We start from the raw sequence: 26,254 nt of genomic DNA, 5'->3' as shown, positions 1-26,254 counted from the left end.
CTCACGGCTGTCGTTTCACGGAGAGATGGCGATCAGTGCCAGGGCAGCTGCCCGCGCCGCTCCCAGTACACGTGAGGTTCCTCGACCAGCGTGGCCAGACGGGTCAGCTGGTCGTCGTCGAGGTCGACGACCGCCGCGTGCAGATTGGAGGCGAGCTGGGTCGTGGTCGCCGCGCCGGAGAGGACGACGCCGGCCCAGGGCTGCCGGAGGATCACCGCAAGGGCGACGGCGTCGCAGCCCAGCCCGGTCTCCTCGGCGATCTCCTTCAGGACGCCCGGCGCGTGCGGCCCGGCGAGCCGGCCGTTGGCCATGCCCTCCTTGACGATCACGGTGAGCCCGGCGTCGTGCGCCTCGGCGAGGGCGGGCGCGGCGGAGGTCTCCAGCGCGTTGTACGTCGACTGGACGGTACGGAAGAGGGGTTCGCCGTCGACCGTTACAGCGAGGGCGGCGCGGATCGCGTCCGCCTGGGCGGGACCGCTGGTGGAGAAGCCGATGGTGAGTCCCCGGGCGGCGGCTTCGGCGAGCTTCGCGTGCAGTTCCTTGTCGGTGAGGGCCGGGCTGTCCGGGGTCACCGAGTGGATCTGGTAGAGGTCGAGCCGGTCACCGAGCAGGGCGTCGCTCTCGGCGCGCTGCCGTTCGTAGGTGGCGAGGGTGTGGTCCTTGACCTCGTGCGTCTCGGCGTCCGTGGACCAGTCGGCGGTGTAGGTGTAGCCCCATTTGCTGCCCACGACGATGTCATCGAGGCCGGGCCTCGTGTTCAGCCAGTCGGCGAGGAACTCTTCCGAGCGGCCGTAGGAGCGGGCGGCGTCGAAGTAGCGGACGCCCTGTGCGTAGGCGGCGTCCAGGAGTTCATGTGTGCGCTCGCGTAGAGCGTCGACCGTGCGCTCTGCCGGCAGGTCCTGATCGCGGCCCAGGTTGATGTAGCCGGGGCGTCCGACGGCGGCGAGGCCGAGGCCGATGTGGCAGGTGGGGGTTGTTGCATTGGCCAGGCGGGCGAAGGGCATCCGGAGGCTCCGTTCGGTCGGCTGCGGCTTTCGACCAACGTAACCCTCGGGATGACCTTCGCCTCAGAGCTCGGGGCTTGTTGTTTGTTTGCGGGTGCGGGTAGTGCTTGGTTGCTCGCGCAGTTCCCCGCGCCCCTGAGGTCTCAGCTCTTCTTCTTGGCCAGAGCCCATTCGCGCTGGGCCGCCACGTCCGCCTTCACCTCTGCCAGCTGGATCGCGACCGCGCTCGGGGCCGTGCCGCCCCTGCCGTTACGGGAGGCCAGGGCTCCGGGGACGTTGAGGACCGAGCGGACCTCCGGGGTGAGGTGGGACGAGATCTTCGCGAACTGCTCGTCCGTCAGCTCGTCCAGTTCCTTGCCCTCGCCCTCGGCGACCTTCACGCACTCACCCGCCACCTCGTGGGCGACGCGGAACGGGACGCCCTGCTTGACCAGCCACTCGGCGATGTCCGTGGCGAGGGAGAAACCGGCGGGGGCCAGTTCCTCCATGCGCTCCCGGTGGACGGTGAGGGTGGCCATCATGCCGGTGAAGGCCGGCAGCAGGATCTCCAGCTGGTCGATGGAGTCGAAGACGGGCTCCTTGTCCTCCTGGAGGTCGCGGTTGTACGCGAGCGGGAGGGCCTTGAGCGTGGCCAGCAGGCCCGTCAGGTTGCCGATCAGACGGCCGGACTTGCCACGGGCCAGCTCGGCGATGTCCGGGTTCTTCTTCTGCGGCATGATCGACGAGCCCGTCGAGAACGCGTCGTGCAGGGTCACGAAGGAGAACTCCTTCGTGTTCCAGAGGATGACCTCCTCGGCGATCCGGGAGAGGTTGACGCCGATCATCGCCGTGATGAACGCGAACTCGGCGACGAAGTCCCGGGACGCCGTGCCGTCGATGGAGTTGCCCGAGCTGCCGTGCTCGAAGCCGAGGTCCTTCGCCACCGCCTCCGGGTCCAGGCCCAGCGAGGAGCCCGCCAGCGCGCCCGAGCCGTAGGGCGACACCGCCGTGCGCGCGTCCCACTGGCGCAGCCGCTCCGCGTCCCGGGACAGGGACTGGACGTGGGCGAGGACGTGGTGCGCGAAGAGGACGGGCTGGGCGTGCTGGAGGTGCGTGCGGCCGGGCATCGCCACGTCCGGGTGGGCCTCGGCCAGGCCGATCAGCGCGTCCTGGAGCTCGGCGATCAGGCCGCCGATGACGCGGGCGTGGTCGCGCAGGTACATGCGGAACAGGGTGGCGACCTGGTCGTTGCGGGAGCGGCCCGCGCGCAGCTTGCCGCCGAGGTCGGGGCCGAGCCGCTCCAGCAGGCCGCGCTCCAGTGCGGTGTGCACGTCCTCGTCGGCGATGGTGCCCACGAAGGAGCCGTCGGCGACGTCCGCCTCCAGCTGGTCGAGCCCGGCGATCATCCGGGTCAGCTCGTCCTCGGTGAGCAGGCCCGCCTTGTGCAGCACGCGCGCGTGCGCACGCGAACCGGCGATGTCGTACGGCGCGAGCCGCCAGTCGAAGTGGACGGAGGCGGACAGCTTGGCCAGGGCCTCGGCGGGACCGTCGGCGAAACGGCCGCCCCAGAGCCGTACGTCACCGCTGTTGCTGCTCACTTGCGTTGCTCCTAGAGAGGTTTGGATGTGACGCGGACCTTTATATGCCCACGCCGGGTTCCCGTCGCGCTACGCCCGCAGCTGACGCTGTGCCGCGATCTTCGACGACAGGCTGTAGATGTCGATGAATCCCTTGGCGGCGGACTGGTCGAAGGTGTCGCCCGTGTCGTAGGTGGCGAGGTTGAAGTCGTACAGCGACTGCTCGGAGCGTCGGCCGGTGACGACCGCGCGGCCGCCGTGCAGGGTCATGCGGATGTCGCCGGTGACATGCTGGTTGGCCTCGTTGACGAAGCCGTCGAGAGCGCGCTTGAGCGGGGAGAACCACAGGCCGTCGTAGACCAGCTCGCTCCAGCGCTGCTCGACGCCCCGCTTGTAGCGGGCGAGTTCGCGCTCGACGGTGACGTTCTCCAGCTCCTGGTGGGCGGTGATCAGGGCGATCGCGCCCGGAGCCTCGTAGACCTCGCGCGACTTGATGCCGACGAGCCGGTCCTCGACCATGTCGATCCGGCCGATGCCCTGGGCTCCGGCGCGCTCGTTGAGCTGCTGGACGGCCTGGAGGACGGTGACGGGCTTGCCGTCGAGGGCGACCGGCACGCCCTCCTTGAAGGTGATGACCACCTCGTCGGCCTCGCGCGCGAGGGCCGGGTTCTGGGTGTACTCGTAGATGTCCTCGATCGGCGCGTTCCAGATGTCCTCGAGGAAGCCGGTCTCGATGGCGCGGCCGAAGACGTTCTGGTCGATGGAGTAAGGCGACTTCTTGGTGGTCGCGATCGGCAGGCCCTTGTCCTCGCAGAAGGCGATGGCCTTGTCGCGGGTCATGGCGTAGTCACGGACCGGGGCGATGCACTTCAGGTCGGGGGCGAGGGCGGCGATGCCGGCCTCGAAGCGGACCTGGTCGTTGCCCTTGCCGGTGCAGCCGTGGGCGACGGTCGTGGCGCCGTGCTTGCGGGCGGCGGCGACGAGGTGCTTGACGATCGCCGGCCGGGACAGGGCGGAGACCAGCGGGTAGCGGTCCATGTAGAGGGCGTTGGCCTTGATCGCCGGGAGGCAGTACTCCTCGGCGAACTCGTCCCTGGCGTCGGCCACTTCGGCCTCCACCGCGCCGCATGCGAGGGCGCGCTTGCGGATGACGTCCAGATCTTCGCCGCCCTGGCCGACGTCCACCGCGACCGCGATGACCTCGGCGCCCGTCTCCTCGGCGATCCAGCCGATGGCGACGGAGGTGTCAAGACCGCCGGAGTAGGCGAGTACGACGCGCTCGGTCACGGGTTCTTCCCCTCATACTGCGAATACTGACGTGCATGATTATGCAGAGCTCTGCATGATTCGTCAATCGGTCTCGGACCGAGGGCCTGATTCCGGCCATGCCGAAACGACTTCGAAGATCCTTTGAACGCGCGAAACCGCTTACCCGTACCTCTCGCCGAACGCAGGCGCCGCGTTTCGACACCCGACGATCCCCCGACCCCTAGTGAGGCATCCGCATGTCCAGGGCTCTTCCGAAGTACAACAAGCGTCGCGTCGGCTTCATCGGCGGCGCCGCCGCGGTGGCACTGTCCGGCACGGTGATCGCCGGCTTCGCCCTCGCCGGGGAGACGCCCGAGAGCGGCGGGACGAACGCCCGGACGCTGGCGGGTCCCGGCACCATCACGTGCCCGGACGTCACCGGCCAGCTGCCTGACATCCCCGCCTCGGCGCAGGCGGAGGTCGACCGCAATCTCGGCGATCTGGCCACCCAGATCGAGGAGGCCAACAAGCGTCTCGTCGACACCGTCGGCCAGGGCGGGCCCAACTTCGTCCAGAACGCCATCCTCGGCCCGCTGGAGGACAAGCGCGTCGCCGCCCTGAACCGCATCGAGACCGCGATCGGGCGTGCCGCCGAGAAGCCGGAGGGGCTGGAGGCCTTCGCCGCCTGCCAGCTCAACGCCGACGGCGGCGCCGGAGCGGGCGAGGCGGCGGGAGGCGAGGCGGGCGCCGGTGAGGAGGCCGGTGCGGGCGCCGAAGCCGGCGCGGGTGCCGAGGCCGGTGCGGGCGCCGGGGAGGACGCGGGTGCGGGCGAGGCGGGCAACGCCGGTGCCGGCACGATCAGCTGCCCGGACGTCGCCTCCCAGCTGCCCGCGATCCCGGCTTCCGCCCAGGCCGAGGTCGACCGCAACCTGGCGCTGCTGGACACGCAGGTCGCGGAGGCCAACAAGCGCCTCGTCGACACTGTCGGCCAGGGCGGGCCCAACTTCGTCCAGAACGCCATCCTCGGCCCGCTGGAGGACAAGCGGATCTCCACCGTCAACCGCATCGCCACGGCCATCGGCCGCACGGCCGAGAAGCCGGCCGGTCTGGACTCCCTGGCCGCCTGCACGCTCACCAAGTGAGGTGACAGGCACTGTGGCCGCCCCGCGTGAGCGCCGGCCGGGGCGGCCACGGGAGCGGCAATTCCTTGGACACGCCATCCTTTAGGCAGTCGAAAGACCTGCGTCATAATCGGTCGCATGGGAAAAACACATGAGCGCATAGAAGGCCGGCTCCGCTCGTTCATCGAAGCGCAGCCGGTCTTCTTCACCGCCACCGCTCCCCTGTCCGCCGACGGCACGGTCAACCTCTCCCCCAAGGGACTCAAGGGCTCCTTCGTGGTGCTCGACGACCACACCGTCGCCTACCTCGACTTCGCCGGCTCCAACGCCGAGACCATCGCCCATCTGCGGGAGAACGGGCGGATCACCCTGATGTGGTGCGCCTTCCAGGGCCCGCCGAACATCGTCCGGGTGCACGGGCGCGGGGAGCCGGTCTTCCGGGACGACCCCCGTTTCGGAGAGCTGCTCGGCCACTTTCCGGACATCGACCCGGCACAGCACGGGCTGCGCGCGATCATCGTCGTCACGGCCGAACTCGTCCGCGACACCTGCGGCTACGCCGTGCCCTTCATGGCGTACGAGGCGGAACGCGACCTGCACGGCAAGCGTTTCGCCCGCGAGGACGACGCCTCGCTCAGTGCCTACTTCACCAAGAAGGAGCACATCGCGACCAGCCTGGACGGACTACCCGGGCTGCCGTTGCCGCTGCCGCCCTCTACCGTCTGAGGCATGCGCCCCGGTGCCGTCGCCCTCGCCGTCTCCTCCCTCGTCGTGCTCGGCGCCGGGCCGCCCGCCCCCTCGTCCCCGCTGCCGGCCCGGATGACGGACACCGGCGGCGGCACCCAGCTGATCACCGCGGTCGCCCCGCGGAAGGCCTCGACGACGGGCACGGTCACCTGGTGGGACCTCAGGGGTGGGCGGTGGGTGAGGGCGGGTTCCGCTCCCGCGCGGTTCGGAGCGAACGGGCTGGCCGAGGGCGCGTCCCGTACCCAGGGGACGAACACGACGCCCACGGGTCTGTACGGGCTGCCGTACGCCTTCGGCATCAAGGCGGCGCCGCGCGGAACGGCGTACAGGTACCGCCGGGTGCACCGGAACTCCTGGTGGTGCCAGGACAACGGCTCCCGCTCCTACAACCGCTGGACTGAGCCCCGCGCGGCCGACTGCCGGGCCGCCGAGTCCGAGCACCTGATCACCTACGGCGAGCGGTACGCGCACGCGCTCGTCATCGGCTTCAACTACGAGCGTCCGGTGCGGGGGCGCGGCGCGGGCATCTTCCTGCATGTCAACGGGCGGGGGGCGACGGCCGGGTGCGTGTCCGTGCCGAAGCGCGCCATGCGGACGCTCCTCCGCTGGGCCGACCCGGCGAAGCGCCCCCACATCGCCGTCGGGACGGCGAGCGGGACCACCGCCGTCACGCGCTACTAGAGCCGGGACGCCGCTCCGGCGCCCGCTGCTGGAGCCGGGAGGCCGCCTTGGCGCCCGTCCGGGTTACCGCTGGTCACCTCCGTGCGCACACGACTCGGTACGCGGCTGAACACTCCCGTGTCCCGGCACGTATCTGTGGGCCAAGGGTCAAGTCCCCACGGAGGAACCGTGACCACCACGCTCGCAGGCGGCCGTGCCGCCCGCCGCCAGACGATGCGCCGCATCCGCCCGCGCCGCTCCCCGGCCGTACCGCTGCTGATCGCCCTGTGGGCAGGTGCGGCGGCCGTGCTGTGGCTGTGGTGGGACAACACACCGTCCCTCGCGGACACCACGAGCAAGATCCTGGCCGCGGGCCGGATCACCGGCCTGCTCGCCGGCTACCTCATGGCGCTGGTGGTGCTCCAGATGGCCCGGGTGCCCGCGCTGGAGCGGCGAGTGGGCACCGACCGGGTCGCCCGCTGGCACGCCATGACCGGCCGCTACACGCTCTGCCTGGTCCTCGCGCACGTCTTCCTCACCATGTGGGGCTACGCCCTCCAGGCGGGCAAGGGGCTCGGCGACATCGTCCAGCAGACGATCGACTCCATCAACCAGCTGCCGGACATGGGCAAGGCCGCCATCGGCACGGGCCTGCTGTTCGTCATCGGGATCCTCTCGATCGGCGGCGTCCGCCGTCTGATCGGGTACGACACCTGGTACCACGTGCACCTGCTCACCTACGCGTCGGTGTACATGACGTTCTGGCACCAGATCACGACCGGCAACGAGTTCGCCGTCGAGCCCGCCGCGAAGACCTTCTGGTACGGGCTGTACGGCGCGGTGACCGCGCTCGTCCTCTGGTACCGGATCCTCACCCCGATCCGGCTGAACCTGCGGCACCGGATGCGGGTCGAGGCGGTCATCGAGGAGACCCCGGGGATCGTGTCCGTGCTGATCGGCGGGCGCAAGCTGCACCGGATGGGCGCGGAGGCGGGCCAGTTCTTCCGCTGGCGGTTCAAGGCGCCCGGCATGCGCTTCAGTTCGCACCCGTACTCCCTGTCGGCGGCGCCCCGCCCGGACATGCTGCGGATCACCGTCAAGGCGATCGGTGACCACACGTCCCGGCTGCGCGAACTCGAGCCCGGCACCAAGGTGTGGGCGGAGGGCCCGTACGGCGCGATGACCGCGCAACGCCGCAGCCGCGGCAAGGTGCTGCTGGTCGCGGGCGGTGTCGGCATCACCCCGATGCGGGCCCTGTTCGAGACGCTGCCCGGCGCCTCCGGCGACATCACGCTGCTCTACCGGGCCAACAGCACCCAGGACCTGGCCCTGTGGGGCGAACTCGCCAAGATCGCCGACGAACGCGGGGCGCGGCTGATGTACGCGGTCAACAGCCCCGACGGGGAACGCCCCGACATCTCCGCGGAGTCCCTCCGGCGGAAGATCCCGGACATCGGCGACCACGACGTCTTCATGTGCGGGCCGCCCGGCTTCGCGCAGTCGGTGTACGAGGCACTGCGCGGCGCGGGAGTCCCCGCCCGCCGTATCCATCACGAGTCGTTCGAGATGTGAGCGACGGGACATCAACGGCCCTTCAGGAGCTTGAGAAACGATGAGGAAGTCTCACCCCGTCCGGCGTGCCGTGCTCGCCGGCGCAGCCACCGTCTCCGGGATCGTGCTGCTGCTGTCACTGAAGCCGGCCTCCGACCCGGGCTCCGCCCAGGCGGCGGGGCAGGCGCCGCCCGCGGCGGCCGGGCAGGCCCCGCAGGGCGGCGTGAACGGCGCGGTCACCGGTGACGCGGCGCAGACGCAGTACGGCGCGGTGCAGGTGCGCCTGACCATGAGCAACGGCAAGATCACTCAGGCCGAGGCGGTCCAGGCCCCCAAGGGCGGCCGCAGCGACCAGATCACCGCCAGCTCCGTGCCCCGCCTCAACCAGGCGGTGGTCGCCGCACAGAGCGCGGACATCGACGCCGTGTCCGGGGCGACGTACACCAGCGCCGGCTACAAGAAGTCCCTCCAGTCGGCGCTGGACAAGGCCAAGGCCTCGGCCGGCGGCGCGCAGGGCTCGGGCAACGCCCAGACGCTGACCGGCGATGTGGCGCAGACGCAGTACGGCCCGGTGCAGGTCCGCGTCACCGTCGCCGGCGGCAAGATCACCAAGGCCGAAGCCGTCCAGGCCCCCAAGGGCGGCCGCAGCGACCAGATCACCTCCTCCTCCGTCCCCCGCCTCAACCAGGCGGCCGTCGCGGCCGGGAGCGCGGACATCGACGCGGTCTCGGGCGCCACCTACACCAGCGCCGGTTACAAGAAGTCCCTCCAGTCCGCACTGGACAAGGCTCCGGCAGGGGGCGGTTCGTCCCAGGCCGCCGGCTCCGGGGGCGGTCAGGCCCAGACGCAGACCCTCACCGGCAGCGTGGCGCAGACCCAGTACGGCCCGGTACAGGTCCGCATCACCGTCGCCGGCGGCAAGATCACCAAGGCCGAAGCCGTCCAGGCCCCCAAGGGCGGCCGCAGCGACCAGATCACCTCCTCCTCCGTCCCCCGCCTCAACCAGGCGGCCGTCGCGGCCGGAAACGCACAGATCGACGCCGTCTCCGGAGCCACCTACACCAGTGCCGGCTACAAGCAGTCCCTCCAGTCGGCGCTGGACCAGGCCGGTGGCTGACACGGTGGCCGACTCCGCACAGGCTCCCGCCGCGGTACGTCATGCGGAGGAGACGATGGGGACCGTCTTCTCCTTCGACGTCCGCGGCGGGGATCCCGGCGCCGTGCGCGCGGCGGTGGACGAAGCCGTCGCCGGGCTGCACCGGGTCGACGAGGTGTTCAGCACCTACCGCGAGGACAGCCAGATCTCCCGGCTGCAACGCGGTGAGCGGACGGTCGAGGAGTGTGATCCCGAGGTCGCCGAGGTGCTGGAGCTGGCGGCCGAGGCGGAGCGGCTGAGCGACGGCTGGTTCAGCACGTCGTACGGGGGCCGCCTCGATCCGACCGGCATCGTGAAGGGCTGGGCGGTCGAGCGGGCGGCACGGCAGTTGGCCGCGGTGCCCGGGGTGAGTGGGGTGAGCGTCAACGGCGGCGGCGATGTGCAGTTGCTCGGTGTTCCCGGTGCGCAGCGGCCGTGGCGCGTCGGAGTCTCGGATCCCCTGCGACCGGGGGGTCTCGCGGCGGTGATCTCCGCGGCGGGGGTGGACGAACTGGCCGTGGCCACGTCCGGGACCGCGGAGCGGGGCGCGCATATCGTCGACCCGCGCACGGGCCGTTCGGCCGTGACCGACCTGGTCGCCGTCACGGTGGTGGGGCCTCGGCTGACGTGGGCGGACTGCTGGGCCACGGCGGCGTTCGCGATGGGGTCGCGGGAGGGCTTGACGTGGCTGGAGTCGCTGCCGGGGGTCGAGGCGCTGTTGATCACCGCGGGTGATGAGGTGCGCTGTACCGGGGGGTTGGCGGCGCGGCTGGGGTGAGTGGGACCTGGGGCGGATGCCCCAGGGGCGCGGGGAACTGCGCGACCACAGCACACCCGCACACAACCACCAACGGCAACCCCCACGGCGTGCTCAGTGCCCGTTCTGCGCCAGCCTCAGCAGATGGTCGGCCAGCGCCTGCCCCCCGTCAGGATTCCGGCTGATCAGCAGCAACGTGTCGTCACCGGCGATCGTCCCCAGGATGTCGTGCAGCTCGGCCTGGTCGATCGCCGACGCCAGGAACTGCGCGGCCCCCGGAGGAGTCCGCAGGACCACGAGGTTCGCCGAAGCCTCCGCGGAGATCAGCAGCTCCTGCGACAACCGCCGCATCCGCTCCTCCTTCGCCGACCCGCCCAGCGGTGCGCGCGGCGTGCGGAAACCGCCCTCGCTCGGCACCGCATAGATCAGGTCGCCGTCGGTGTTGCGGATCTTCACCGCGTTCAGCTCGTCCAGGTCCCGGGAGAGCGTCGCCTGCGTGACGCTCAGCCCGTCGTCGGCGAGCAGCTTCGCCAGCTGGCTCTGCGACCGCACGGGCTGCCGGTTGAGGATGTCCACGATCCGGCGGTGGCGTGCGGTGCGGGTCTGCGGCACGGCGGGCCCGTTCGCCCCCGGCTGCTCGTGGTCCTGCGCCTGGCTCATCGTCGTCTCATTCCCCGGATCGTCCGTCCCCGTCGGCTGCGCCTGCGTCGAGGACGCCGGGCAGCGCCCGGAGGAAGGCGTCCACCTCGTCGTCACCGATGTTCAGCGGCGGCATGAGCCGTACGACGTCGGGAGCGGGCGCGTTCACCAGGAGGCCGGCGTCCTGAGCCGCCTGCTGCACCTGGGGCGCGAGCGGCTCGGTGAGCACGATACCCAGGAGGAGACCCGCGCCCCGGACGAAATCGATCAACTCGTGACCGAGGCCCTCGATCCCGTCCCGCAACTTCTCGCTCTGCCGCTTGACGTTCTGCAGCAACCCCTCGTTCTCGATGGTGTCGAGGACGGCGAGCCCGGCGGCGCAGGCGACGGGGTTGCCGCCGAAGGTCGTGCCGTGGTGGCCGGGCTGGAGCAGTTCGGCGGCGCGCCCGAAGGCGACGGTCGCGCCGAGCGGCAGCCCGCCACCGAGGCCCTTGGCGAGGGTGACGACGTCGGGCAGCACGCCCTCGTGGGCCTGGTACTCGAACCAGTGCCCGGTCCGGCCGACGCCGGTCTGCACCTCGTCGAGGACGAGCAGCGCGCCGGTGGAGGCGGTGATGGCCCGGGCGGCCTTGAGGTAGCCGGCGGGCGGGACCACGGCCCCGTTCTCGCCCTGGACCGGCTCGATGATGACCAGGGCCGTCTCGTCCGTCACCGCGGCGGCCAGCGCCTGCGCGTCGCCGTAGGGGACGTGCGTGACGTCGCCGGGCAGCGGCAGGAAGGGCTCCCGCTTGCCGGGCTGGCCGGTGAGTGCGAGGGCGCCCATGGTGCGGCCGTGGAAGCCGCCCTCGGTCGCGACCATGTGGGTCCGCCCGGTGAGCCGGCCGATCTTGAAGGCGCCCTCGTTGGCCTCGGCGCCGGAGTTGCAGAAGTAGACCTTGCCGTCGCGGCCGAAGAGCTGGAGCAGCCGTTCGGCGAGCGCGACCGGCGGCTCGGCGACGAACAGGTTGGAGACATGGCCGAGGGAGGCGATCTGCCGGCTCACGGCCTCGACGACAACCGGGTGGGCGTGGCCGAGCGCGTTGACCGCGATGCCGCCGACGAAGTCCAGGTACTCCTTGCCGTCGGCGTCCCACAGCTTGGTGCCCTCACCGCGGACGATCGGCAGCCTCGGGGTGCCGTAGTTGTTCATGAGCGCGTTCTGCCACCGCGCGGTCAGTTCCTGATTGCCCACGACGTTGCTCACGACTCCCCCTGTTCGCCCGGTCCCTCGGGCTTCTCGTCGGCCACGACCATCGTGCCGATCCCCTCGTCGGTGAAGATCTCCAGCAGGATCGAGTGCTGGACCCGGCCGTCGATGACCCGGGCGGTGGTGACGCCGCCGCGTACGGCGTGCAGGCAGCCCTCCATCTTCGGCACCATGCCGGAGGACAGCTCGGGCAGCAGCCGCTCCAGCTCGGAGGCGGTGAGACGGCTGATCACCTCGTCGCTGTTCGGCCAGTCCTCGTAGAGTCCCTCGACGTCCGTGAGGACCATGAGGGTTTCGGCGCCCAGTGCAGCAGCGAGTGCCGCAGCCGCCGTATCAGCATTGACGTTGTAGACATGTCCGTCGTCCTGGGAGCGGGCGATCGAGGAGACGACCGGGATGCGGCCGTCGGCGAGCAGGGCCTCGATCGCGCCCGTGTCGATCGCGGTGATCTCGCCGACCCGCCCGATGTCGACGAGTTCGCCGTCGATCTCGGGCTGGTGCTTGGTGGCGGTGATGGTGTGCGCGTCCTCGCCGGTCAGGCCGACGGCGAGCGGACCGTGCTGGTTGAGCAGCCCGACCAGCTCGCGCTGCACCTGGCCGGCCAGCACCATCCGTACGACGTCCATGGCGTCCTCGGTGGTCACCCTGAGGCCCGCCTTGAACTCGCTGACGATGCCGTGCTGGTCGAGGGCGGCGCTGATCTGGGGGCCGCCGCCGTGCACGACGACGGGCTTGAGACCGGCGTGGTGCAGGAACACGACGTCCTGGGCGAAGGCGGCCTTCAGGTCCTCGTCGATCATGGCGTTGCCGCCGAACTTGATGACGACCGTCTTGCCGTTGTGCCGGACCAGCCAGGGCAGCGCCTCGATGAGGATCTGGGCCTTGGGCAGGGCGGTGTGTTTGCGGGTGGTGCTCATGACGAGTACGCGCTGTTCTCGTGGACGTAGTCCGCGGTGAGGTCGTTGGTCCAGATCGTGGCGGTCTCGGACCCGGCGGCGAGGTCGGCCACGATGTGCACCTCGCGGTAGCGCATGTCGACCTTGTCGCGGTCCTCGCCGACACCGCCGTTCTTGCACACCCAGACGCCGTTGATGGCGACGTTGAGCCGGTCCGGCTCGAAGGCGGCCTTCGTCGTGCCGATGGCGGACAGGACGCGGCCCCAGTTGGGGTCCTCGCCGTGGATCGCGCACTTGAGGAGGTTGTTGCGGGCGATGGAGCGGCCCACCTCGACGGCGTCGTCCTCGGTCGCGGCGTTGATCACCTCGACCTTGATGTCCTTGCTGGCGCCCTCGGCGTCCCGGATGAGCTGCTGACCGAGGTCGTCGCAGACCTGCCGGACGGCCTCGGCGAACTCGTCGTACTCCGGGGTGACGCCGGCGGCGCCGGAGGCGAGCAGCAGCACGGTGTCGTTGGTGGACATGCAGCCGTCGGAGTCGACCCGGTCGAAGGTCGTCCGGGTGGCCGCCCGCAGGGCCTTGTCGAGTACGTCATTGTCCAGGTCCGCGTCCGTGGTGAGGACGACGAGCATGGTGGCGAGGCCGGGGGCGAGCATGCCCGCGCCCTTGGCCATGCCGCCGACGGTCCAGCCGTCCTTGGTGACGACGGACGTCTTGTGGACCGTGTCGGTGGTCTTGATGGCGATCGCGGCCTTCTCACCGCCGTGCTCACTCAGCGACGCGGCTGCCTCCTCCACGCCCGGGAGCAGCTTGTCCATCGGCAGGAGGATGCCGATCAGGCCGGTCGAGCAGACGGCGACCTCGATGGCGCCCCGCCCGAGGGCCTCGGCGACCTTCTCGGCCGTGGCGTGCGCGTCCTGGAAGCCCTTCGGGCCCGTGCAGGCGTTGGCGCCGCCGGAGTTGAGGACGACGGCGGACACCTGGCCGCTCTTGACGACCTGCTCGGACCACAGCACCGGGGCGGCCTTCACGCGGTTGGAGGTGAAGACGCCGGCGGCGGCGCGGCGGGGCCCGGTGTTGACCACGAGGGCCAGGTCGGGGTTGCCGTTCTCCTTGATCCCGGCGGCGATGCCCGCCGCCGTGAATCCCTTCGCTGCCGTCACACTCACGGCGCAACTCCGATCGTCGTCAGTCCGGTGGTCTCGTCGAGCCCCAGGGCGAGGTTCATGCTCTGGACGGCACCGCCGGCGGTGCCCTTGGTGAGGTTGTCGATGGCGCTGATCACGATGATCCGTCCGGCGGCCGTGTCGTGCGCGACCTGCACCTGAACGGCGTTCGAACCGTAGACGGACGCCGTGGCGGGCCACTGGCCCTCGGGCAGCAGGTGCACGAAGGGCTCGTCGGCGAAGGCCTTCTCGTAGGCGGCGCGCAGGGACTCGGCGGTGACGCCGTCCTTCGCCTTCGCGCTGCACGTGGCGAGGATGCCGCGGGGCATCGGCGCGAGGGTCGGCGTGAAGGAGACGGAGACCGGCTCGCCGGCGGCCGCGCTGAGGTTCTGGGTGATCTCGGGGGTGTGCCGGTGCCCGCCGCCGACGCCGTACGGGGACATCGAGCCCATGACCTCGCTGCCCAGCAGGTGCGGCTTGGGCGCCTTGCCCGCGCCGGACGTGCCGGAAGCTGCGACGATCACGGCCTCGGCCTCGGCGAGTCCGGCGGCGTACGCCGGGAAGAGGGCCAGCGAGACGGCCGTGGGGTAGCAGCCGGGCACCGCGACGCGCTTGGACCCCTCCAGCGCGGCGCGGGCGCCCGGCAGTTCGGGAAGGCCGTACGGCCAGGTTCCGGCGTGCGGTGAGCCGTAGAACCGCTCCCAGGCGGCGGCGTCCGTGAGCCGGAAGTCGGCGCCCATGTCGATCACCAGCACGTCCGGCCCGAGCCGCTCGGCCACGGCGGCGGACTGGCCGTGGGGCAGCGCGAGAAACACGACGTCGTGGCCGTCGAGCACCTCCGGCGTGGTCTCCTGGAGCACTCGGCCGGCCAGGGGCAGCAGGTGCGGCTGGAGCGCACCGAGTTTCTGCCCCGCGTTGGAGTTGCCGGTCAGGGCGCCGATCTCGACCTCGGGGTGCGCCAGGAGCAGACGCAGCAGTTCCCCGCCCGCATATCCACTCGCTCCGGCCACTGCCGCACGTACCGCCATGGAACCTCCTCCTTAGAGGGCATGACTATACGTTGCTCTGCAGTTTTATGCAATCACGCACGCCATGCCCGGGAAAGGCTGCCTACGGCGTGCCGGGAAGCCGGACCGTGACGACCAGGCCGCCGGCCGGGCGGGAGACGAGCTCCAGGGCCCCGTCGTGGGCGCGGACGACGCTGTGCACGATGGCCAGGCCGAGGCCGACGCCGGCGTGCTCGTCGGTGCGTGCGCGTTCCGTTCCGCGCTGGAAGGGTTCGGTGAGGGTCGGCACCAGTTCCGGTGGGAGCCGGCGGCCCGTGTTCTCGACCCGCAGCAGGCTCGTGCCGCCGTGCGCCTCGGTGTAGACCGTCACGGTGCCGCCTGCGGGGAGGTTGTGGACGAGGGCGTTCTGGACGAGGTTCGTCACCATCCGCAGCAGGAGTTCCGCCGAGCCGACGGCCCGGGCCGCTCCGCCGGTGACGTCGAGCGTGATCCCGCGCTGTTCGGCGAGGGGGAGCAGGGTTTCGGCGGCCTCTTCGGCGATGAGGGAGAGGTCGACGCTCTCGCGGGTGAAGGTGCCGCGGTCGCTGCGGCTGAGCAGCAGGAGGGCCTCGGTGAGGCCGATCGCGCGCGCGTTGACAGCGTGCAGGCGTTCGATGAGTTCGCCTCGGTCCCGCGTGGGGTCCTTGCGGGCTACGTCGAGCAGCGTCTGCGAGATCGCCAGCGGGGTGCGCAGTTCGTGGGAGGCGTTCGCGGCGAACCTCTGCTGCTCGGCGACGTGCGACTCGAGTTGTTCGAGCATGGTGTCGAAGGTGTCGGCGAGTTCGCGGAATTCGTCGCGGCGGCCCTCCATGCGGACGCGGTGGGACAGCGATCCGGTCCCGGCCAGCCGCGCCGCGGCCGTGATCCGGTCGAGCGGTGCGAGCATCCGGCCGGCGAGGATCCATCCTCCGACGAGGCCGAACACGAGCAGGAAGCCCATCGCCAGGGCCGCTGCGGGGGCGAAGGTGCGCACCAGGAGGTAGCGGTTGGGCGAGGTCCCGAGCAGGCCCTGGCTGTTGTCGGGTACGTAGCGCAGGATGAACATCCACACCACGGCCAGCAGGAGCGCGCCGGCGACGGCGAGGAATCCGGCGTAGCTGAGGGTGAGCTTCAGCCGGGCGCTGAGCCCGGGGCGTCTACGCATGCGCATGGCCGGGGTCGTTGGTGTCCCTGCCGGTATCGATCCGGTAGCCGACGCCGGGCACCGTGGCGATGATCCATGGCTCGCCGAGCCGTTTGCGCAGTGCGGAGACGGTGATGCGCACGGCGTTGGTGAGGGGGTCGGCGTTCTCGTCCCAGGCCCGTTCCAGCAGCTCTTCGGCGCTGACGACCCCGCCCTCGGCGGCAACGAGGACTTCCAGCACGGCGAACTGCTTGCGGGTGAGCGGGACGTAGCGTCCGTCGCGGAAGACCTCCCGGCGGAAGGGGTCCAGCCGCAGGCCCGCGATCTCGCGGACCGGGGGCCGGGCGTGGGCGCGTCGGCGGTCGAGCGCCCTCAGCCGCAGGACGAGCTCCCGCAGCTCGAACGGTTTGGTGAGGTAGTCGTCGGCGCCGAGCTCGAACCCGGAAGCCTTGTCGTCGATCCGGTCGGCCGCGGTGAGCATGAGGATCGGGATGCCGCTGCCGGAGGCGACGATGCGCCGGGCGACCTCGTCGCCGGAGGGGCCGGGGATGTCGCGGTCGAGGACCGCGAGGTCGTAGGAGTGGACGCTGAGCAGTTCCAGGGCGGTTTCGCCGTCGCCGGCGATGTCGGCGGCGATCGCCTCCAGCCGCAGACCGTCACGGACGGCTTCGGCCAGGTAGGGCTCGTCCTCCACGATCAGTACGCGCATGCCCGAAGCCTAAGCAGCACGGCATGTCACAGACGTATGCGAAGACGTGCGCCACCAGCGGCGCGAGGCCAGTGCGGCCAGCACGGCGCCGGTGGTGTTGACCAGGACGTCGTCGACGGAGGAGACCCGGTCCAGCCGCAGCACGTACTGCGCGGTTTCGACCAGGACCGAGCAGCCTGCCGCGAGCGCCAGGACTCGCGGCAGAGACGCCAGCGCCGCGAACCGCATCGGGGCGAAGAAGCCCAGCGACGCGAAGACGAGCAGGTTCCCGGCGATCCCGAGCGGCCCCATCGTGACCAGGTCCCGCAGCGGCACCAGGCTCAGCCGGCCGGGGACGACGCCGGCACCGGCGCCCGGCATCATGGTCAGCCACAGGAACGGCACCGTCCCGTGGACCATGCCCACCTCGGCCAGCGACTTCCGCCATGCCGACGTGACGCCTGCGGCACGCCGACGGCGCGCCAGGGCCCACACCACCAGCGCGGCGAGCGGCAGCGCGACCAACGTCATGAGCACCACGCCGTTGAACGTGTCGAAGCAGCCGTGCCACCGCCCGGCCATGCACACCGGAGCGGACATCATGAGCGGCCGCCGCACGACGAACAAGGCGCTCGCCAGGCCGAGGACGGCGAGAGCGAGGAGCACGATCCCGCGCGTGCGGCGGGGCGGTGCCGACAGGGATGCGTCGGAAGTCATGCCCCCCATTGGAGGCGGCGGGCCGTTGCGGCGGCGTATGCGATTTTCCATACGCCCGCGATACACGCGGAAACAAGATCGCCGGTATGGCACTGCGACCTGTTCAGGTGAACATAAAGGCCCTCGACGACTTGGCGGTCGGCCGCTTCTGGGCGGACGCGCTCGGCTGGGGTGTCTCCAGCGAGGGACCCGGTGTGACCAACGTGGAACCCGGCGACGGCTTCGTCTGGCCGGAGTTGGTCGCGCGCCTGAAGGCTCTCGGTGCGACGCCCGCCGACGTGGGCCAGGGCGACGCGCCGTGGACGGTCCTCGCCGACCCGGAGGGCAACGAGTTCTGTGTGCTGGAGCCTCGGGAGATCCACCGGGACACCGGGCCGATCGCCCGGGTGGTGGTCGACTGCGCCGATCCGCGGGCCATGGCCGGATTCTGGGGCGAGGCGACGGACTGGACCCTGCACGAGGTGACCGGCGAACACGCGGTGCTGCGCTCCGCCGAGGGCGTAGGACCGTACCTCGAGTTCCGTCGCTCGTCCGACGCGAAGACCGTGCCGGACCGCGTCCATATCGACCTGCTGCCCTACCCCGGTGACGACAAGGCAGCGGAGGTGGCCCGGCTGAAAACCCTCGGCGCCACCGACCTCGACCTCGGCCAGGGTGACGTGCCGTGGACGTGCCTGTCCGACCCGGAGGGCCATGAGTTCTGCGTCCTCGGCTCGCACTGACGCGGATCCTCGACGGCACCCGGGCAGGTGCGTGGGCCACCGCCCCAGGGGGCAGCGGCCCACGCGAGGTGCTTGCTACCTCTGCTTGATCCGAAGGAAGGTGACGGAGTTCGCCGGGAAGGTGTAGGTGAACTTCTTGGCCACCCCCCGGAAGGTGGACGTCACCGGCGTCACCGGCGTGTCCGTCTCGGTGTTCACCGCGTCCTCGTCGGCGGCCAGCGTGGTCACACGGGCCGTGGAAGCGACCTTCGCGCCACCCAGGTCGACGGCCGTACGGGCCTCGGCGGACTGGGCGTTGACCACCTTGACGATCAGGTCACCGGTCTTCGCGTCCTTGGTCACGACCTGGCGGAAGGGCTCGGCCGGCTTGTCGTCCTTGAAGCTTCCCCACTCCTTGCCGTCCAGGAACAGGGTGACCTGACGGCCGCGCACCTTGATGTCGATGTCGTAGGCACGGCCCGTCTCGATCGACCCGGCCTTCGTCATCAGCGTGCCCTTGCCGCCGTCGACGGCCTGCTCGATCGCGGACTGGGTGTTGTTCCAGCCGCCCAGGTTCCACCAGTAGTAGTTGCCCGTGTCCTTGACGCCGAAGGCGACGAGGAAGCCCTCCTTGCCGGACTTCTTGGTGGCCTTCACATGCAGGTCGTAGTCCTTCCAGGACGGGTCGCCCGCCGTGACCATGGTGTTCTCGGCGGCGGTGTCGGTCTGGACGTACTGGCCGTCCTGGATGCTCCAGCTGCCCCGGCCACTGGTGGTCCACTTCGAGGCGTCACCGGAGAAGTCGTCGTTGAGCAGGGTCGAGCCGTCCGCCGAGGTGACCTTCACGTCGTCGTACGCGGCGCTCGTCGCCCACGTGGAGAGGCCTACGGCACCCGTGATGGGGCCGCTGACGTTCGGCGTGGTCGTGGCCTTCGAGGGGACGACGCGGTCGCCGACGTTGGTCATGAACAGCTTCTGGACCTCGTAGTTGGCCGAGTTCCAGGAGGCGTGGTTGTTGAACCAGATCATGTCCGGCCGCCACTGCACGTAGTCCTCGTTGGCGAGCAGCGGGGCGTACGAGGCGAGCTTGACGATGTCCGCGTTGCGCTCCAGGCCGGTCATGTACGCGGCTTCGGAGAGGCCGTTCTTCCAGGCGTTGCCCTGGGAGGCGTACTCGCCGAGGAAGACCTTGGGGCCCTTGCGGTCGTAGGAGTCGTAGCGGTCGTTGTTCTGCAGGAACCAGTTCGGGCTGTTGTAGTAGTGCTCGTCGACCATGTCGACGTTGCCCTCGCGGTTGAGCTGCCAGGCCGTGTCGAAGGTCGTGCCGGCGTCGTCCGGGCCCGAGTTCGAGATGATGGTGATGTCCGGGTACTTGGCCTCGATGGCGGCCCGGAACTGCTGGAAGCGGGCGAAGAACTCCTTGGGGAGGTTCTCCTCGTTGCCGACCCCGAGGTGGGTGAGGTGGAAGGGCTTGGGGTGGCCCATCTGCGCGCGGACCTTGCCCCACTCGGAGGTCGCCGGGCCGTTGGCGAACTCGATGAGGTCGAGGGTGTCCTGGATGTGCCGCTTGAGCAGGGCGTCGTCGTCGGTGGCCTTGTTCTGGCCGCAGCCGGTCACCAGGGCGGGGACGACGGGCAGCGGCATGGCGCCGATGTCCTCGGAGAAGCGGAAGTACTCGTAGTAGCCGAGGCCGTAGCTCTGGTTGTAGCCCCAGAAGTTGGAGTTGGTGGCGCGCTGCTCGACAGGACCGATGGTGTCCTTCCACTGGTAGCTGCGCTTGCGCTGCCAGCCGGAGGCCTCGCTGTAGTCCTCCATGGAGCCGGTGTTGACCAGGCAGCCGCCGGGGAAGCGCACGAAGCCCGGCTTCAGGGCGGCGATCTTCTCGGCGAGGTCCTTGCGCAGGCCGTTCGGCTGGTTCTTGTAGGTGTCGCGCGGGAAGAGCGAGATCTCGTCGAGTGCGGCCGCGTTCGCCGAGGCCACGGCGAGGCGGCCGCGGTTGCTGGTGCGGGTCGCGGTGAAGGTGGCCTTGTACTTGGCCCAGCCGCCCTTGACGGCCACCTGCCGGGCGGTCGCCAGCGTGCCCGCCGCGTCCTTGAGGGAGACGGTGAGCGTGCTGCCGCTCTCGGCGCGGGCCCACACGGAGAAGTCGTACTTCTTGCCCTGCTCGACCCGGATGCCGGTGTTGTAGCCGGCGTTCGTCACGGAGGAACCGGCGCCCAGGGAGAGGTAGTTGCGGTTGCGCTCGTTGAGGCGGCCCGAGTCGTTCACGACCTCGGCCGTACCGCCGGCCGTCCAGGAGGTCAGGGGCGTGTAGGAGCCGTTGTCGGCGGTGGAGTACTCGAAGGAGCGGTTCTGCACGAGCTCGGCGTAGAGACCGCCGTCGGCGGCCCGGTTGATGTCCTCGAAGAAGACGCCGTACATCGTGTCGTCGATCGCCGCGCCCTTGGCGGACGGGTCGACGGTGATCGCGTAGTCGGTGACGTCCTCGGCGTGCGCGGGGGCCGGTACGAGGGCTGCTGCCGTCAGGAGGGCCGTGGCCGTGAGACCGACTCTCCATCGCGTGCGGGCGGTGCGTGGCATGGATACTCCGCGGCTCTCTGGTAGAGGGGTGTTCGAAATATCAGACATTGATCAGCACTTCGAACGGCAAGATAGGGAGGGGGCGGATGCGCGTCAATGGGTCGCGCAGCAACGGCTGGGACAGAGAGCGGTACGGAATGGGCGAGTTCTGGCCAGTGCCGGACGTACTGGCGTATCTGACCGGGCGCTGGCGCGTGGCCCGGTCGGTGCGGGATCTCGCGAGCGGCGAGCAGGGGGAGTTCACCGGGACCACCGTGTTCACCGCGGAGGAGAACGGCGGGCTGCTCGAAGGCGGAGGGCTGCTCCAGGGCGGAGGGCTGCTGCACCACGAGTCCGGCACGTTCGTCTGGCAGGGCGTCGCCCGGCCCGCCGAACGGACGCTGCGGTTCCTGCCGGGCCCGGGCGGCACGGCGGACGTGCGGTTCGCGGACGGGCGGCCGTTCCACGACCTGGACCTGACCTCCGGACGGCACGTCGCCGACCACCCCTGCGCGGCGGACCTCTACCGCGGCGAGTTCACCGTCCGCGACCCGGACCACTGGCGGACGGTGTGGCACGTACGCGGCCCGGCCAAGGACCTCGTCCTGCGCACCGACTACGCACGCGAAGCCGAGACCGGCTACGCCCGCGAAGTCTGAGCCGGCACCCCGTCGAAGCGCAGGTTCCAGCGCCCCGCCCGGCCCGTCACGGCGGTCGTCGACAACGGGCGGACGTCGATGTTCCAGTACGTCGAGGGCGGTGCCTTCAGGGCGTACACCAGGGCGGCGCGGATCACGGACGGCTCCGCGACGGCCACGACCCGGCAGCCGTCCTCGACGGGCCGGGTGTCGAGCCAGCCGCCGACGCGGGTGATGAAGTCCACCAGCGACTCACCGCCGTGCGGGGTGGCGCGCGGGTCGGCGAGCCAGGCGTCCACCGCCTCCGGCTCCCTGGCCATGGCCTCGCCCAGGGTCAGCCCCCGCCACCGGCCCATGTCGCAGTCCCGCAACCCGAGTTGCACGAGCGGCGCGTACCCGAGCCCCTCCCCCGTCGCACGGCTGCGCGGGGTCGGCGAGCAGTAGCGCAGCTCGGCCGCGGCGAGCGGCAGCAGCTCGTGGGCGACGCGCTCCACCTCACCCCAGCCGGCCTGGTCCAGCGGCCGGTCGTCCTCGAAGCGCTCGGCGAGCAGCGGGGAGCTGCGCGCGGCGGCGACGAACGTGACCCGAAGTGGCATGCGGTGATGGTGAGCGCCGCAAGTGCGCAGGTCAAGAGGTGTTACCCAGGAGTTACCCAGGGTGCACCGGCCCTCACGGGCCGAAGATGAGAGCCATCCAGTGCTCGGGCCGCTCCAGCGCCGCGAACCCGAGCTTCGCGTAGACGCCGTGCGCGTCCTGCGTGGCGAGCAGGACCCGGCGCACCCCGTCCTGCCGCAGCTCGTCCCGTACGGCCGCCACGAGCGCGGTGCCGACGCCCTTGCCGCGCACCGACGGGTCGACGTACACGTCGCACAGCCATCCGAAGGTCGCCCGGTCCGTGATGACCCGGGCGTACGCCACCTGCTCCCCCGACACCGTGTCGTACACGCCGAAGTTGAGCGACCCCTCGATCGCCCGGTCCTGCTTCTCGCGGGGGCGGCCCAGCGCCCAGTACGCGTCGGTGGACAGCCAGTGGTGGACCCGCTCGGCGTCTACGCGGGCGGGGTCGGTGGAGATCTCGTAGCCCTCGGGCAGGCTCGGCGTGTCGGTCATGACGGGATGCTGGCAGGTCGGCGGCCCATGCGTCGAACTCTTATCCCAGCACCTCATCGCAGGCCGTACGCAGCCGCCGTACGCCCTCGGTGATCTCCCCGGTCCCCGCGACCGCGGCGAAACTCAGCCGGATGTGCGCGGCCGGCGGCTCGGCGCTGAAGTAGGGGCGACCGGGGGTGATCGCGACGCCCGCGCGCAGGGCGGCCGCCGCGAGGGCCGGCTCATCCGTCCCGTCCGGCAGGCGCGGCCACAGGTGGTAGCCGCCGGACGGCACATGCGACAGGACGAGTTCCGGCAGGTGCTGCGCGAGCGCGGCGGTCATCGCGTCCCGGCGCGCCTTCAACTCGGCGGACACCGCTCGCAGATGGCGCGGCCAGGCGGGCGAGCCGACGAGTTCCAGTGCCGCCTCCTGAAGGGGCCGGGGCACGAAGAAGGTGTCGACCACCTGGATGGCGCGCAGCCGCTCCAGGACCGGGCCGCGCGCGGCCAGGGCGCTCACCCGGAAGCTCGGCGAGGTCGCCTTGGTGAGGGAGCAGACGTGGACGACGACGCCGTCGGGGTCGTCGGCGGCCAGCGGGCGCGGCAGCGGTCCCGCGTCCTCGTGCACGAGCCGGCGCACGAAGTCGTCCTCGACGACGAACGCGCCCGCCGCGCGGGCGATGCGCAGCACCTCGCGGCGCCGCTCGGGGGCGAGCACGGCACCGGTGGGGTTCTGGAAGAGGGGCTGGCAGACGAAGGCCGGGGCGCCGGTGGCCCGGAACGCGTCGGCGAGCAGCGCGGGTTTCACCCCGTCCGCGTCGACCGGTACGGGCACCGGGCGCAGGCCCGCGGCACGGGCGATGGCGAGCATGCCGGGGTAGGTCGGCGACTCGACGAGGACGGGGGCGCCGGACGGGGCGAGGGCACGCAGGGCGGTGGTGAGGGCGGACTGCCCGCCCGCGGTGACCAGCACCTCGGCGGCCGTGAAGGACCCGCCGATGCCCCGCGCGAACCACTCGCGCAGCTCCGGCAGCCCCTCCACGGGCGGACGCCCCCACGCACCGGGGCGGCGTCCGGCGCGTGACAGGGCAGCGGCCATCGCGCGCTCCGGCTGCAGCGAGGGGTGCAGGTAGCCGCCGTTGAACTCGATGACGCCGGGCGGCGGGGCGGCCAGCGAGACCAGCACCCCGGAGGCGTCCACGGAGCGCGGTACGAGATCGGCGGCACCGTCGGCGCTGAGCGCGACCTCCTGCCAGGAGGTGTCCCCGGCGGGGGCCGGTGCCGTACGGGCCTGCGCGCGGAACGCGCCCGCGCCGGGCCGGGTGACGACCAGCCCCTCGGCGGCGAGTTGCGCCAGCGCCCGCGACACGGTCACGGGGCTCACCCGGAACCGCTCGACCAGGGCCCGGCTCGACGGCAGCTTTCCACCTGGCGAGTAGCGGTCGAGCTCTCGCCGCAGCTGCTCCACCAGTTCACCGACGCTGCTACGCTCTTGCATGAGAGTAAAGAGTAGCGCTACTACCGCCTCCCGGATAGCAGTCGCCACGGAGCGGGAGCAGCGGCCCGGCCTCGGCACCCTCCAGGCCGGCCTGGGCGTCATCGCCTTCTCCCTCACCTTCCCCGCCACCGCCTGGGGTCTGGAGGGCTTCGGGCCCTGGTCGCTCGTCGCCGTCCGGAGTGTCCTGGCCGCGGTGATCGCCGGCGGTGCGCTGCTGGCCCTGCGCGTCCCGCTGCCCGCCCGCCGCCACTGGCCCGGCCTCGCGGTCGTGGCGGCCGGTGTCGTGCTCGGTTTCCCGCTGCTCACCACGCTCGCCCTGGAGACCTCGACCACCGCGCACGCCGCCGTCGTGGTCGGACTGCTCCCGCTGACCACCGCGCTCCTGTCCGCCCTGCGCGTCGGCACCCGGCCCTCACGCACGTTCTGGGCGGCGTCCGTGGCCGGTGCGGCGGCGGTGCTGGCCTTCACGGTGCAGCAGAGCGGCGGCGCCCTGAGCACGGCCGACGTGTACCTCTTCGCGGCGCTGCTGGTGTGCGCGGCCGGCTACACCGAGGGCGGCCGGCTGGCCCGGGTCATGCCGGGCTGGCACGTCATCGGCTGGGCGCTGGTGCTGTGCCTGCCACTGACCGTGCCCGTCGCCGCGTTCGCCCTCGCGCAGGAACCCGTACGGCTGACCGCGCACAGCGTCACCGGGCTGCTGTGGGTCGCGGCCGGCTCGCAGTTCCTCGGGCTGGTCGTCTGGTACCGGGGCATGGCGGCCATCGGCATCCCGAAGGCCAGCCAGTTGCAGCTCGCCCAGCCCCTGCTCACACTGGTGTGGTCGGTGCTGCTGCTGGGCGAGCACCTGCCGGTGGCCGCCCCGCTGACAGCCGTGGCGGTGCTGGTCTGCATCGCCGTCACACAACGGGCGCGCGGCTGAGCAGGGCACGCACGGCCCCTGCCGAGTCGCGCCCCCGGCCGTAGACTCAAAGGCCACGGACCGCTTGCTCCGCACCTCGTGAGGAGGCCCCAGATGCGCGCAACCGTGGGCGACCAGCTTGTCCAGCACGGCAGGGTGGTCGGTCAGCACGACAAGGTCGGCGAGATCGTCGAAGTGCTGGGCCAGGAGGGCAACCCCCCGTACCGCGTCCGGTTCGAGGACGGGCACGAGGGCGTGTGCTCGCCGGGACCCGACACCGAGATCCGGCACCGGGAGACCACCACCGGGCCGTGATTCAGCGCGGCGGCGGCGCCGGCTGCCCGTAGTGGTCGGCGGCCACCCTCGCCATCGCCCCGATCCGATCGGTCGCCATGTCCTTGGCGGCGAAGAAGACGTGCCCGCGCACCTGCGCGTGATCCCCGGCCAGCGTCAGGTGCCGGGACAGCTCGGCCGGGTCCTGCCAGGCCGCGGGCTGCGCCGGGTCACCGGCCTTGTACAGCGCCTCCCCCACGTACAGCCGCGTCGAGCTGCCGCGCGCGACGTCCGCCCACCAGGGCAGCAGTTTCGCGTAGTCGGCGGCGGCGAAGCCGATGTTCCAGTACAGCTGCGGGACGATGTAGTCGATCCAGCCCTCGCGCACCCACTTGCGCGTGTCCGCGTGCAGGTCGTCGTACGTCTGCACGCCCGCCCGGGTGTCCGAGCCGCGCGAGTCGGTGGCGGCGTTGCGCCACACGCCGAAGGGACTGACGCCGAAGGGGGTGCCGGGCCGGACCTGCTTGACGCGCTCCGCCGTCTCCCGCACCAGCTTGTCGATGTTGTCCCGCCGCCACGCCGCCCGGTTCGGGAAGCCGGCGCCGTACTCCTCGTAGGCCGCGTCGTCGTCGAAGCCCTGGCCCGCCACCGGGTACGGGTAGAAGTAGTCGTCGAAGTGGACGCCGTCCACCGGGTACTTCTCCACCGCGTCGAGCATCGCGTGCTGCACGAAGGCCCGGACCTCGGGCAGCCCGGGGTTGTAGTAGAGCTTCCCGCCGTACGCCACCACCCAGTCCGGGTTGCTGCGGGCGGGGTGGCCGGCGGCCAGCCGGGTCGGATCGGTGTGGGCGGCGACCCGGTAGGGGTTGAACCAGGCGTGCAGCTTCAGGCCGCGGGCGTGGGCCTCCGCCACGGCCGTGCCCAGCGGGTCCCACCCGGGGTCCTTGCCCTGGGTGCCGGTGAGGTACTGCGACCACGGCTCGAACGGCGAGGGCCACAGGGCGTCCGCCGTGGGCCTGACCTGAAAGAACACGGTGTTGAGCCGGTTGCGGGCGGCCCTGTCGAGGTGGGTGATCAGCTCGGCCCGCTGCCGCGCGGCGGTCAGCCCCGGCTTCGACGGCCAGTCCCGGTTGGCCACGGTGGCCAGCCACACGCCCCGCATCTCGGAGGCCGCCCTGTTGTGGCCCCTGCCGTTGCGCTGGGGGGCGGCCGACGCCGGAGGCACCATCGTGAAAGCCGACAGCGCCGCCACCGCGAACGCCCTGCGTGACACTCGTCCCATCCGCATGCCCCAAAAA

The 26,254-nt window shown here is 71.3% G+C and carries 26 protein-coding genes; 10 read left to right on the top strand and 16 right to left on the bottom strand.

The window, feature by feature from the left end; translation table 11 throughout:
* Nucleotides 1-32: 32 nt before the first annotated feature.
* From MQE23_RS35735 to MQE23_RS35725, 3 genes are all read right to left on the bottom strand, one after another.
* On the bottom strand, nt 33-1,004 hold the full coding sequence (locus tag MQE23_RS35735; protein ID WP_020269493.1) for an aldo/keto reductase: 972 nt from the start codon (nt 1,002-1,004) through the stop codon (nt 33-35).
* A gap of 143 nt (nt 1,005-1,147) precedes the next feature.
* On the bottom strand, nt 1,148-2,581 hold the full coding sequence (argH, locus tag MQE23_RS35730) for an argininosuccinate lyase (RefSeq protein WP_243381297.1): 1,434 nt from the start codon (nt 2,579-2,581) through the stop codon (nt 1,148-1,150).
* 69 nt (nt 2,582-2,650) lie between these two features.
* The gene (locus tag MQE23_RS35725) at nt 2,651-3,847 is read right to left on the bottom strand and encodes an argininosuccinate synthase (RefSeq protein ID WP_020269495.1); all 1,197 of its coding nucleotides are present in this window, start codon (nt 3,845-3,847) and stop codon (nt 2,651-2,653) included.
* Nucleotides 3,848-4,065: 218 nt separating this feature from the next.
* Between MQE23_RS35725 and MQE23_RS35720 the strand changes: the two genes are divergently transcribed.
* The 6 genes from MQE23_RS35720 to MQE23_RS35695 all read left to right on the top strand — a co-directional run bounded on the left by MQE23_RS35720 (nt 4,066) and on the right by MQE23_RS35695 (nt 9,800).
* Nucleotides 4,066-4,950 carry a hypothetical protein gene (locus MQE23_RS35720; protein ID WP_243381295.1) on the top strand — a complete coding sequence of 295 codons (885 nt, stop codon included), beginning with the start codon at nt 4,066-4,068 and terminating at the stop codon, nt 4,948-4,950.
* Nucleotides 4,951-5,067: 117 nt separating this feature from the next.
* A complete protein-coding gene (locus tag MQE23_RS35715) occupies nt 5,068-5,655 on the top strand; it encodes a pyridoxamine 5'-phosphate oxidase family protein (RefSeq protein WP_020272320.1) in 588 nt (195 codons plus the stop codon).
* Between the two features lie 3 nt (nt 5,656-5,658).
* Nucleotides 5,659-6,357, top strand: a complete 699-nt coding sequence (locus MQE23_RS35710; protein WP_020272321.1) for a L,D-transpeptidase family protein — start codon at nt 5,659-5,661, stop codon at nt 6,355-6,357.
* Between the two features lie 168 nt (nt 6,358-6,525).
* Entirely contained in the window at nt 6,526-7,908 is a 1,383-nt protein-coding gene (locus MQE23_RS35705; RefSeq protein WP_020272322.1) for a ferredoxin reductase family protein, read from the top strand.
* A 40-nt stretch (nt 7,909-7,948) separates the two neighbouring features.
* On the top strand, nt 7,949-9,004 hold the full coding sequence (locus MQE23_RS35700) for an FMN-binding protein (protein ID WP_243381293.1): 1,056 nt from the start codon (nt 7,949-7,951) through the stop codon (nt 9,002-9,004).
* Nucleotides 8,997-9,800, top strand: coding sequence for an FAD:protein FMN transferase (locus MQE23_RS35695; protein ID WP_243381292.1), 804 nt, complete (start codon nt 8,997-8,999; stop codon nt 9,798-9,800). The genes MQE23_RS35700 and MQE23_RS35695 overlap by 8 nt, the downstream gene beginning before the upstream one ends.
* Before the next feature lie 93 nt (nt 9,801-9,893).
* On the opposite strand, the gene MQE23_RS35690 is transcribed toward MQE23_RS35695, so the two are convergent.
* From MQE23_RS35690 to MQE23_RS35655, 8 genes are all read right to left on the bottom strand, one after another.
* A complete protein-coding gene (locus MQE23_RS35690; RefSeq protein ID WP_010045203.1) occupies nt 9,894-10,439 on the bottom strand; it encodes an arginine repressor in 546 nt (181 codons plus the stop codon).
* A 7-nt stretch (nt 10,440-10,446) separates the two neighbouring features.
* Nucleotides 10,447-11,649 (bottom strand): acetylornithine transaminase, encoded by a 1,203-nt coding sequence (locus MQE23_RS35685; RefSeq protein ID WP_037668913.1) that lies wholly within the window; start codon nt 11,647-11,649, stop codon nt 10,447-10,449.
* Nucleotides 11,650-11,657: 8 nt separating this feature from the next.
* Nucleotides 11,658-12,581: an acetylglutamate kinase gene (argB, locus tag MQE23_RS35680; protein WP_020272325.1), complete on the bottom strand. Its 924-nt coding sequence runs from the start codon at nt 12,579-12,581 to the stop codon at nt 11,658-11,660.
* Nucleotides 12,578-13,729: a bifunctional glutamate N-acetyltransferase/amino-acid acetyltransferase ArgJ gene (gene argJ / locus MQE23_RS35675; RefSeq protein ID WP_037668891.1), complete on the bottom strand. Its 1,152-nt coding sequence runs from the start codon at nt 13,727-13,729 to the stop codon at nt 12,578-12,580. The genes argB and argJ overlap by 4 nt, the downstream gene beginning before the upstream one ends.
* Nucleotides 13,726-14,754, bottom strand: a complete 1,029-nt coding sequence (argC, locus tag MQE23_RS35670; RefSeq protein ID WP_243381290.1) for an N-acetyl-gamma-glutamyl-phosphate reductase — start codon at nt 14,752-14,754, stop codon at nt 13,726-13,728. The genes argJ and argC overlap by 4 nt, the downstream gene beginning before the upstream one ends.
* Nucleotides 14,755-14,836: 82 nt before the next feature.
* Nucleotides 14,837-15,916, bottom strand: coding sequence for a HAMP domain-containing sensor histidine kinase (locus MQE23_RS35665; RefSeq protein WP_243382872.1), 1,080 nt, complete (start codon nt 15,914-15,916; stop codon nt 14,837-14,839).
* Nucleotides 15,909-16,604, bottom strand: a complete 696-nt coding sequence (locus MQE23_RS35660) for a response regulator transcription factor (protein ID WP_020272329.1) — start codon at nt 16,602-16,604, stop codon at nt 15,909-15,911. The genes MQE23_RS35665 and MQE23_RS35660 overlap by 8 nt, the downstream gene beginning before the upstream one ends.
* A gap of 9 nt (nt 16,605-16,613) precedes the next feature.
* Complete coding sequence (locus tag MQE23_RS35655; RefSeq protein WP_243381289.1) at nt 16,614-17,300, bottom strand: VanZ family protein; 687 nt, start codon at nt 17,298-17,300, stop codon at nt 16,614-16,616.
* 86 nt (nt 17,301-17,386) lie between these two features.
* On the opposite strand from MQE23_RS35655, the gene MQE23_RS35650 reads away from it, so the two are divergent.
* A complete protein-coding gene (locus tag MQE23_RS35650) occupies nt 17,387-18,022 on the top strand; it encodes a VOC family protein (RefSeq protein ID WP_243381287.1) in 636 nt (211 codons plus the stop codon).
* A gap of 75 nt (nt 18,023-18,097) precedes the next feature.
* On the opposite strand, the gene MQE23_RS35645 is transcribed toward MQE23_RS35650, so the two are convergent.
* Nucleotides 18,098-20,581 carry an alpha-L-arabinofuranosidase C-terminal domain-containing protein gene (locus MQE23_RS35645; RefSeq protein ID WP_243381285.1) on the bottom strand — a complete coding sequence of 828 codons (2,484 nt, stop codon included), beginning with the start codon at nt 20,579-20,581 and terminating at the stop codon, nt 18,098-18,100.
* Nucleotides 20,582-20,718: 137 nt separating this feature from the next.
* Between MQE23_RS35645 and MQE23_RS35640 the strand changes: the two genes are divergently transcribed.
* On the top strand, nt 20,719-21,219 hold the full coding sequence (locus MQE23_RS35640; protein WP_037668900.1) for a DUF6314 family protein: 501 nt from the start codon (nt 20,719-20,721) through the stop codon (nt 21,217-21,219).
* Here MQE23_RS35640 and MQE23_RS35635 read toward each other — a convergent pair.
* The 3 genes from MQE23_RS35635 to MQE23_RS35625 all read right to left on the bottom strand — a co-directional run bounded on the left by MQE23_RS35635 (nt 21,201) and on the right by MQE23_RS35625 (nt 23,785).
* Nucleotides 21,201-21,794: a histidine phosphatase family protein gene (locus MQE23_RS35635; RefSeq protein WP_020272334.1), complete on the bottom strand. Its 594-nt coding sequence runs from the start codon at nt 21,792-21,794 to the stop codon at nt 21,201-21,203. The genes MQE23_RS35640 and MQE23_RS35635 overlap by 19 nt on opposite strands.
* A 73-nt stretch (nt 21,795-21,867) precedes the next feature.
* Complete coding sequence (locus tag MQE23_RS35630; protein ID WP_243381283.1) at nt 21,868-22,308, bottom strand: GNAT family N-acetyltransferase; 441 nt, start codon at nt 22,306-22,308, stop codon at nt 21,868-21,870.
* 40 nt (nt 22,309-22,348) lie between these two features.
* Entirely contained in the window at nt 22,349-23,785 is a 1,437-nt protein-coding gene (locus MQE23_RS35625) for a PLP-dependent aminotransferase family protein (protein ID WP_243381282.1), read from the bottom strand.
* Between MQE23_RS35625 and MQE23_RS35620 the strand changes: the two genes are divergently transcribed.
* Both MQE23_RS35620 and MQE23_RS35615 read left to right on the top strand, forming a co-directional pair.
* Nucleotides 23,784-24,704, top strand: a complete 921-nt coding sequence (locus MQE23_RS35620; RefSeq protein WP_243381280.1) for a DMT family transporter — start codon at nt 23,784-23,786, stop codon at nt 24,702-24,704. The two genes, MQE23_RS35625 and MQE23_RS35620, sit on opposite strands and share 2 nt — an antisense overlap.
* A 93-nt stretch (nt 24,705-24,797) precedes the next feature.
* Complete coding sequence (locus MQE23_RS35615) at nt 24,798-24,998, top strand: DUF1918 domain-containing protein (RefSeq protein WP_010045242.1); 201 nt, start codon at nt 24,798-24,800, stop codon at nt 24,996-24,998.
* Nucleotide 24,999: 1 nt separating this feature from the next.
* On the opposite strand, the gene MQE23_RS35610 is transcribed toward MQE23_RS35615, so the two are convergent.
* On the bottom strand, nt 25,000-26,238 hold the full coding sequence (locus MQE23_RS35610; protein ID WP_243381278.1) for a family 10 glycosylhydrolase: 1,239 nt from the start codon (nt 26,236-26,238) through the stop codon (nt 25,000-25,002).
* Nucleotides 26,239-26,254: the final 16 nt, after the last annotated feature.

This window comes from Streptomyces sp. HP-A2021 (assembly GCF_022807935.1).
Classification (GTDB): Bacteria; Actinomycetota; Actinomycetes; order Streptomycetales; family Streptomycetaceae; genus Streptomyces; species Streptomyces afghaniensis.
Note: the sequence above shows the minus strand (reverse complement) of the source record. Positions and strands in the feature narration are given on the sequence as shown.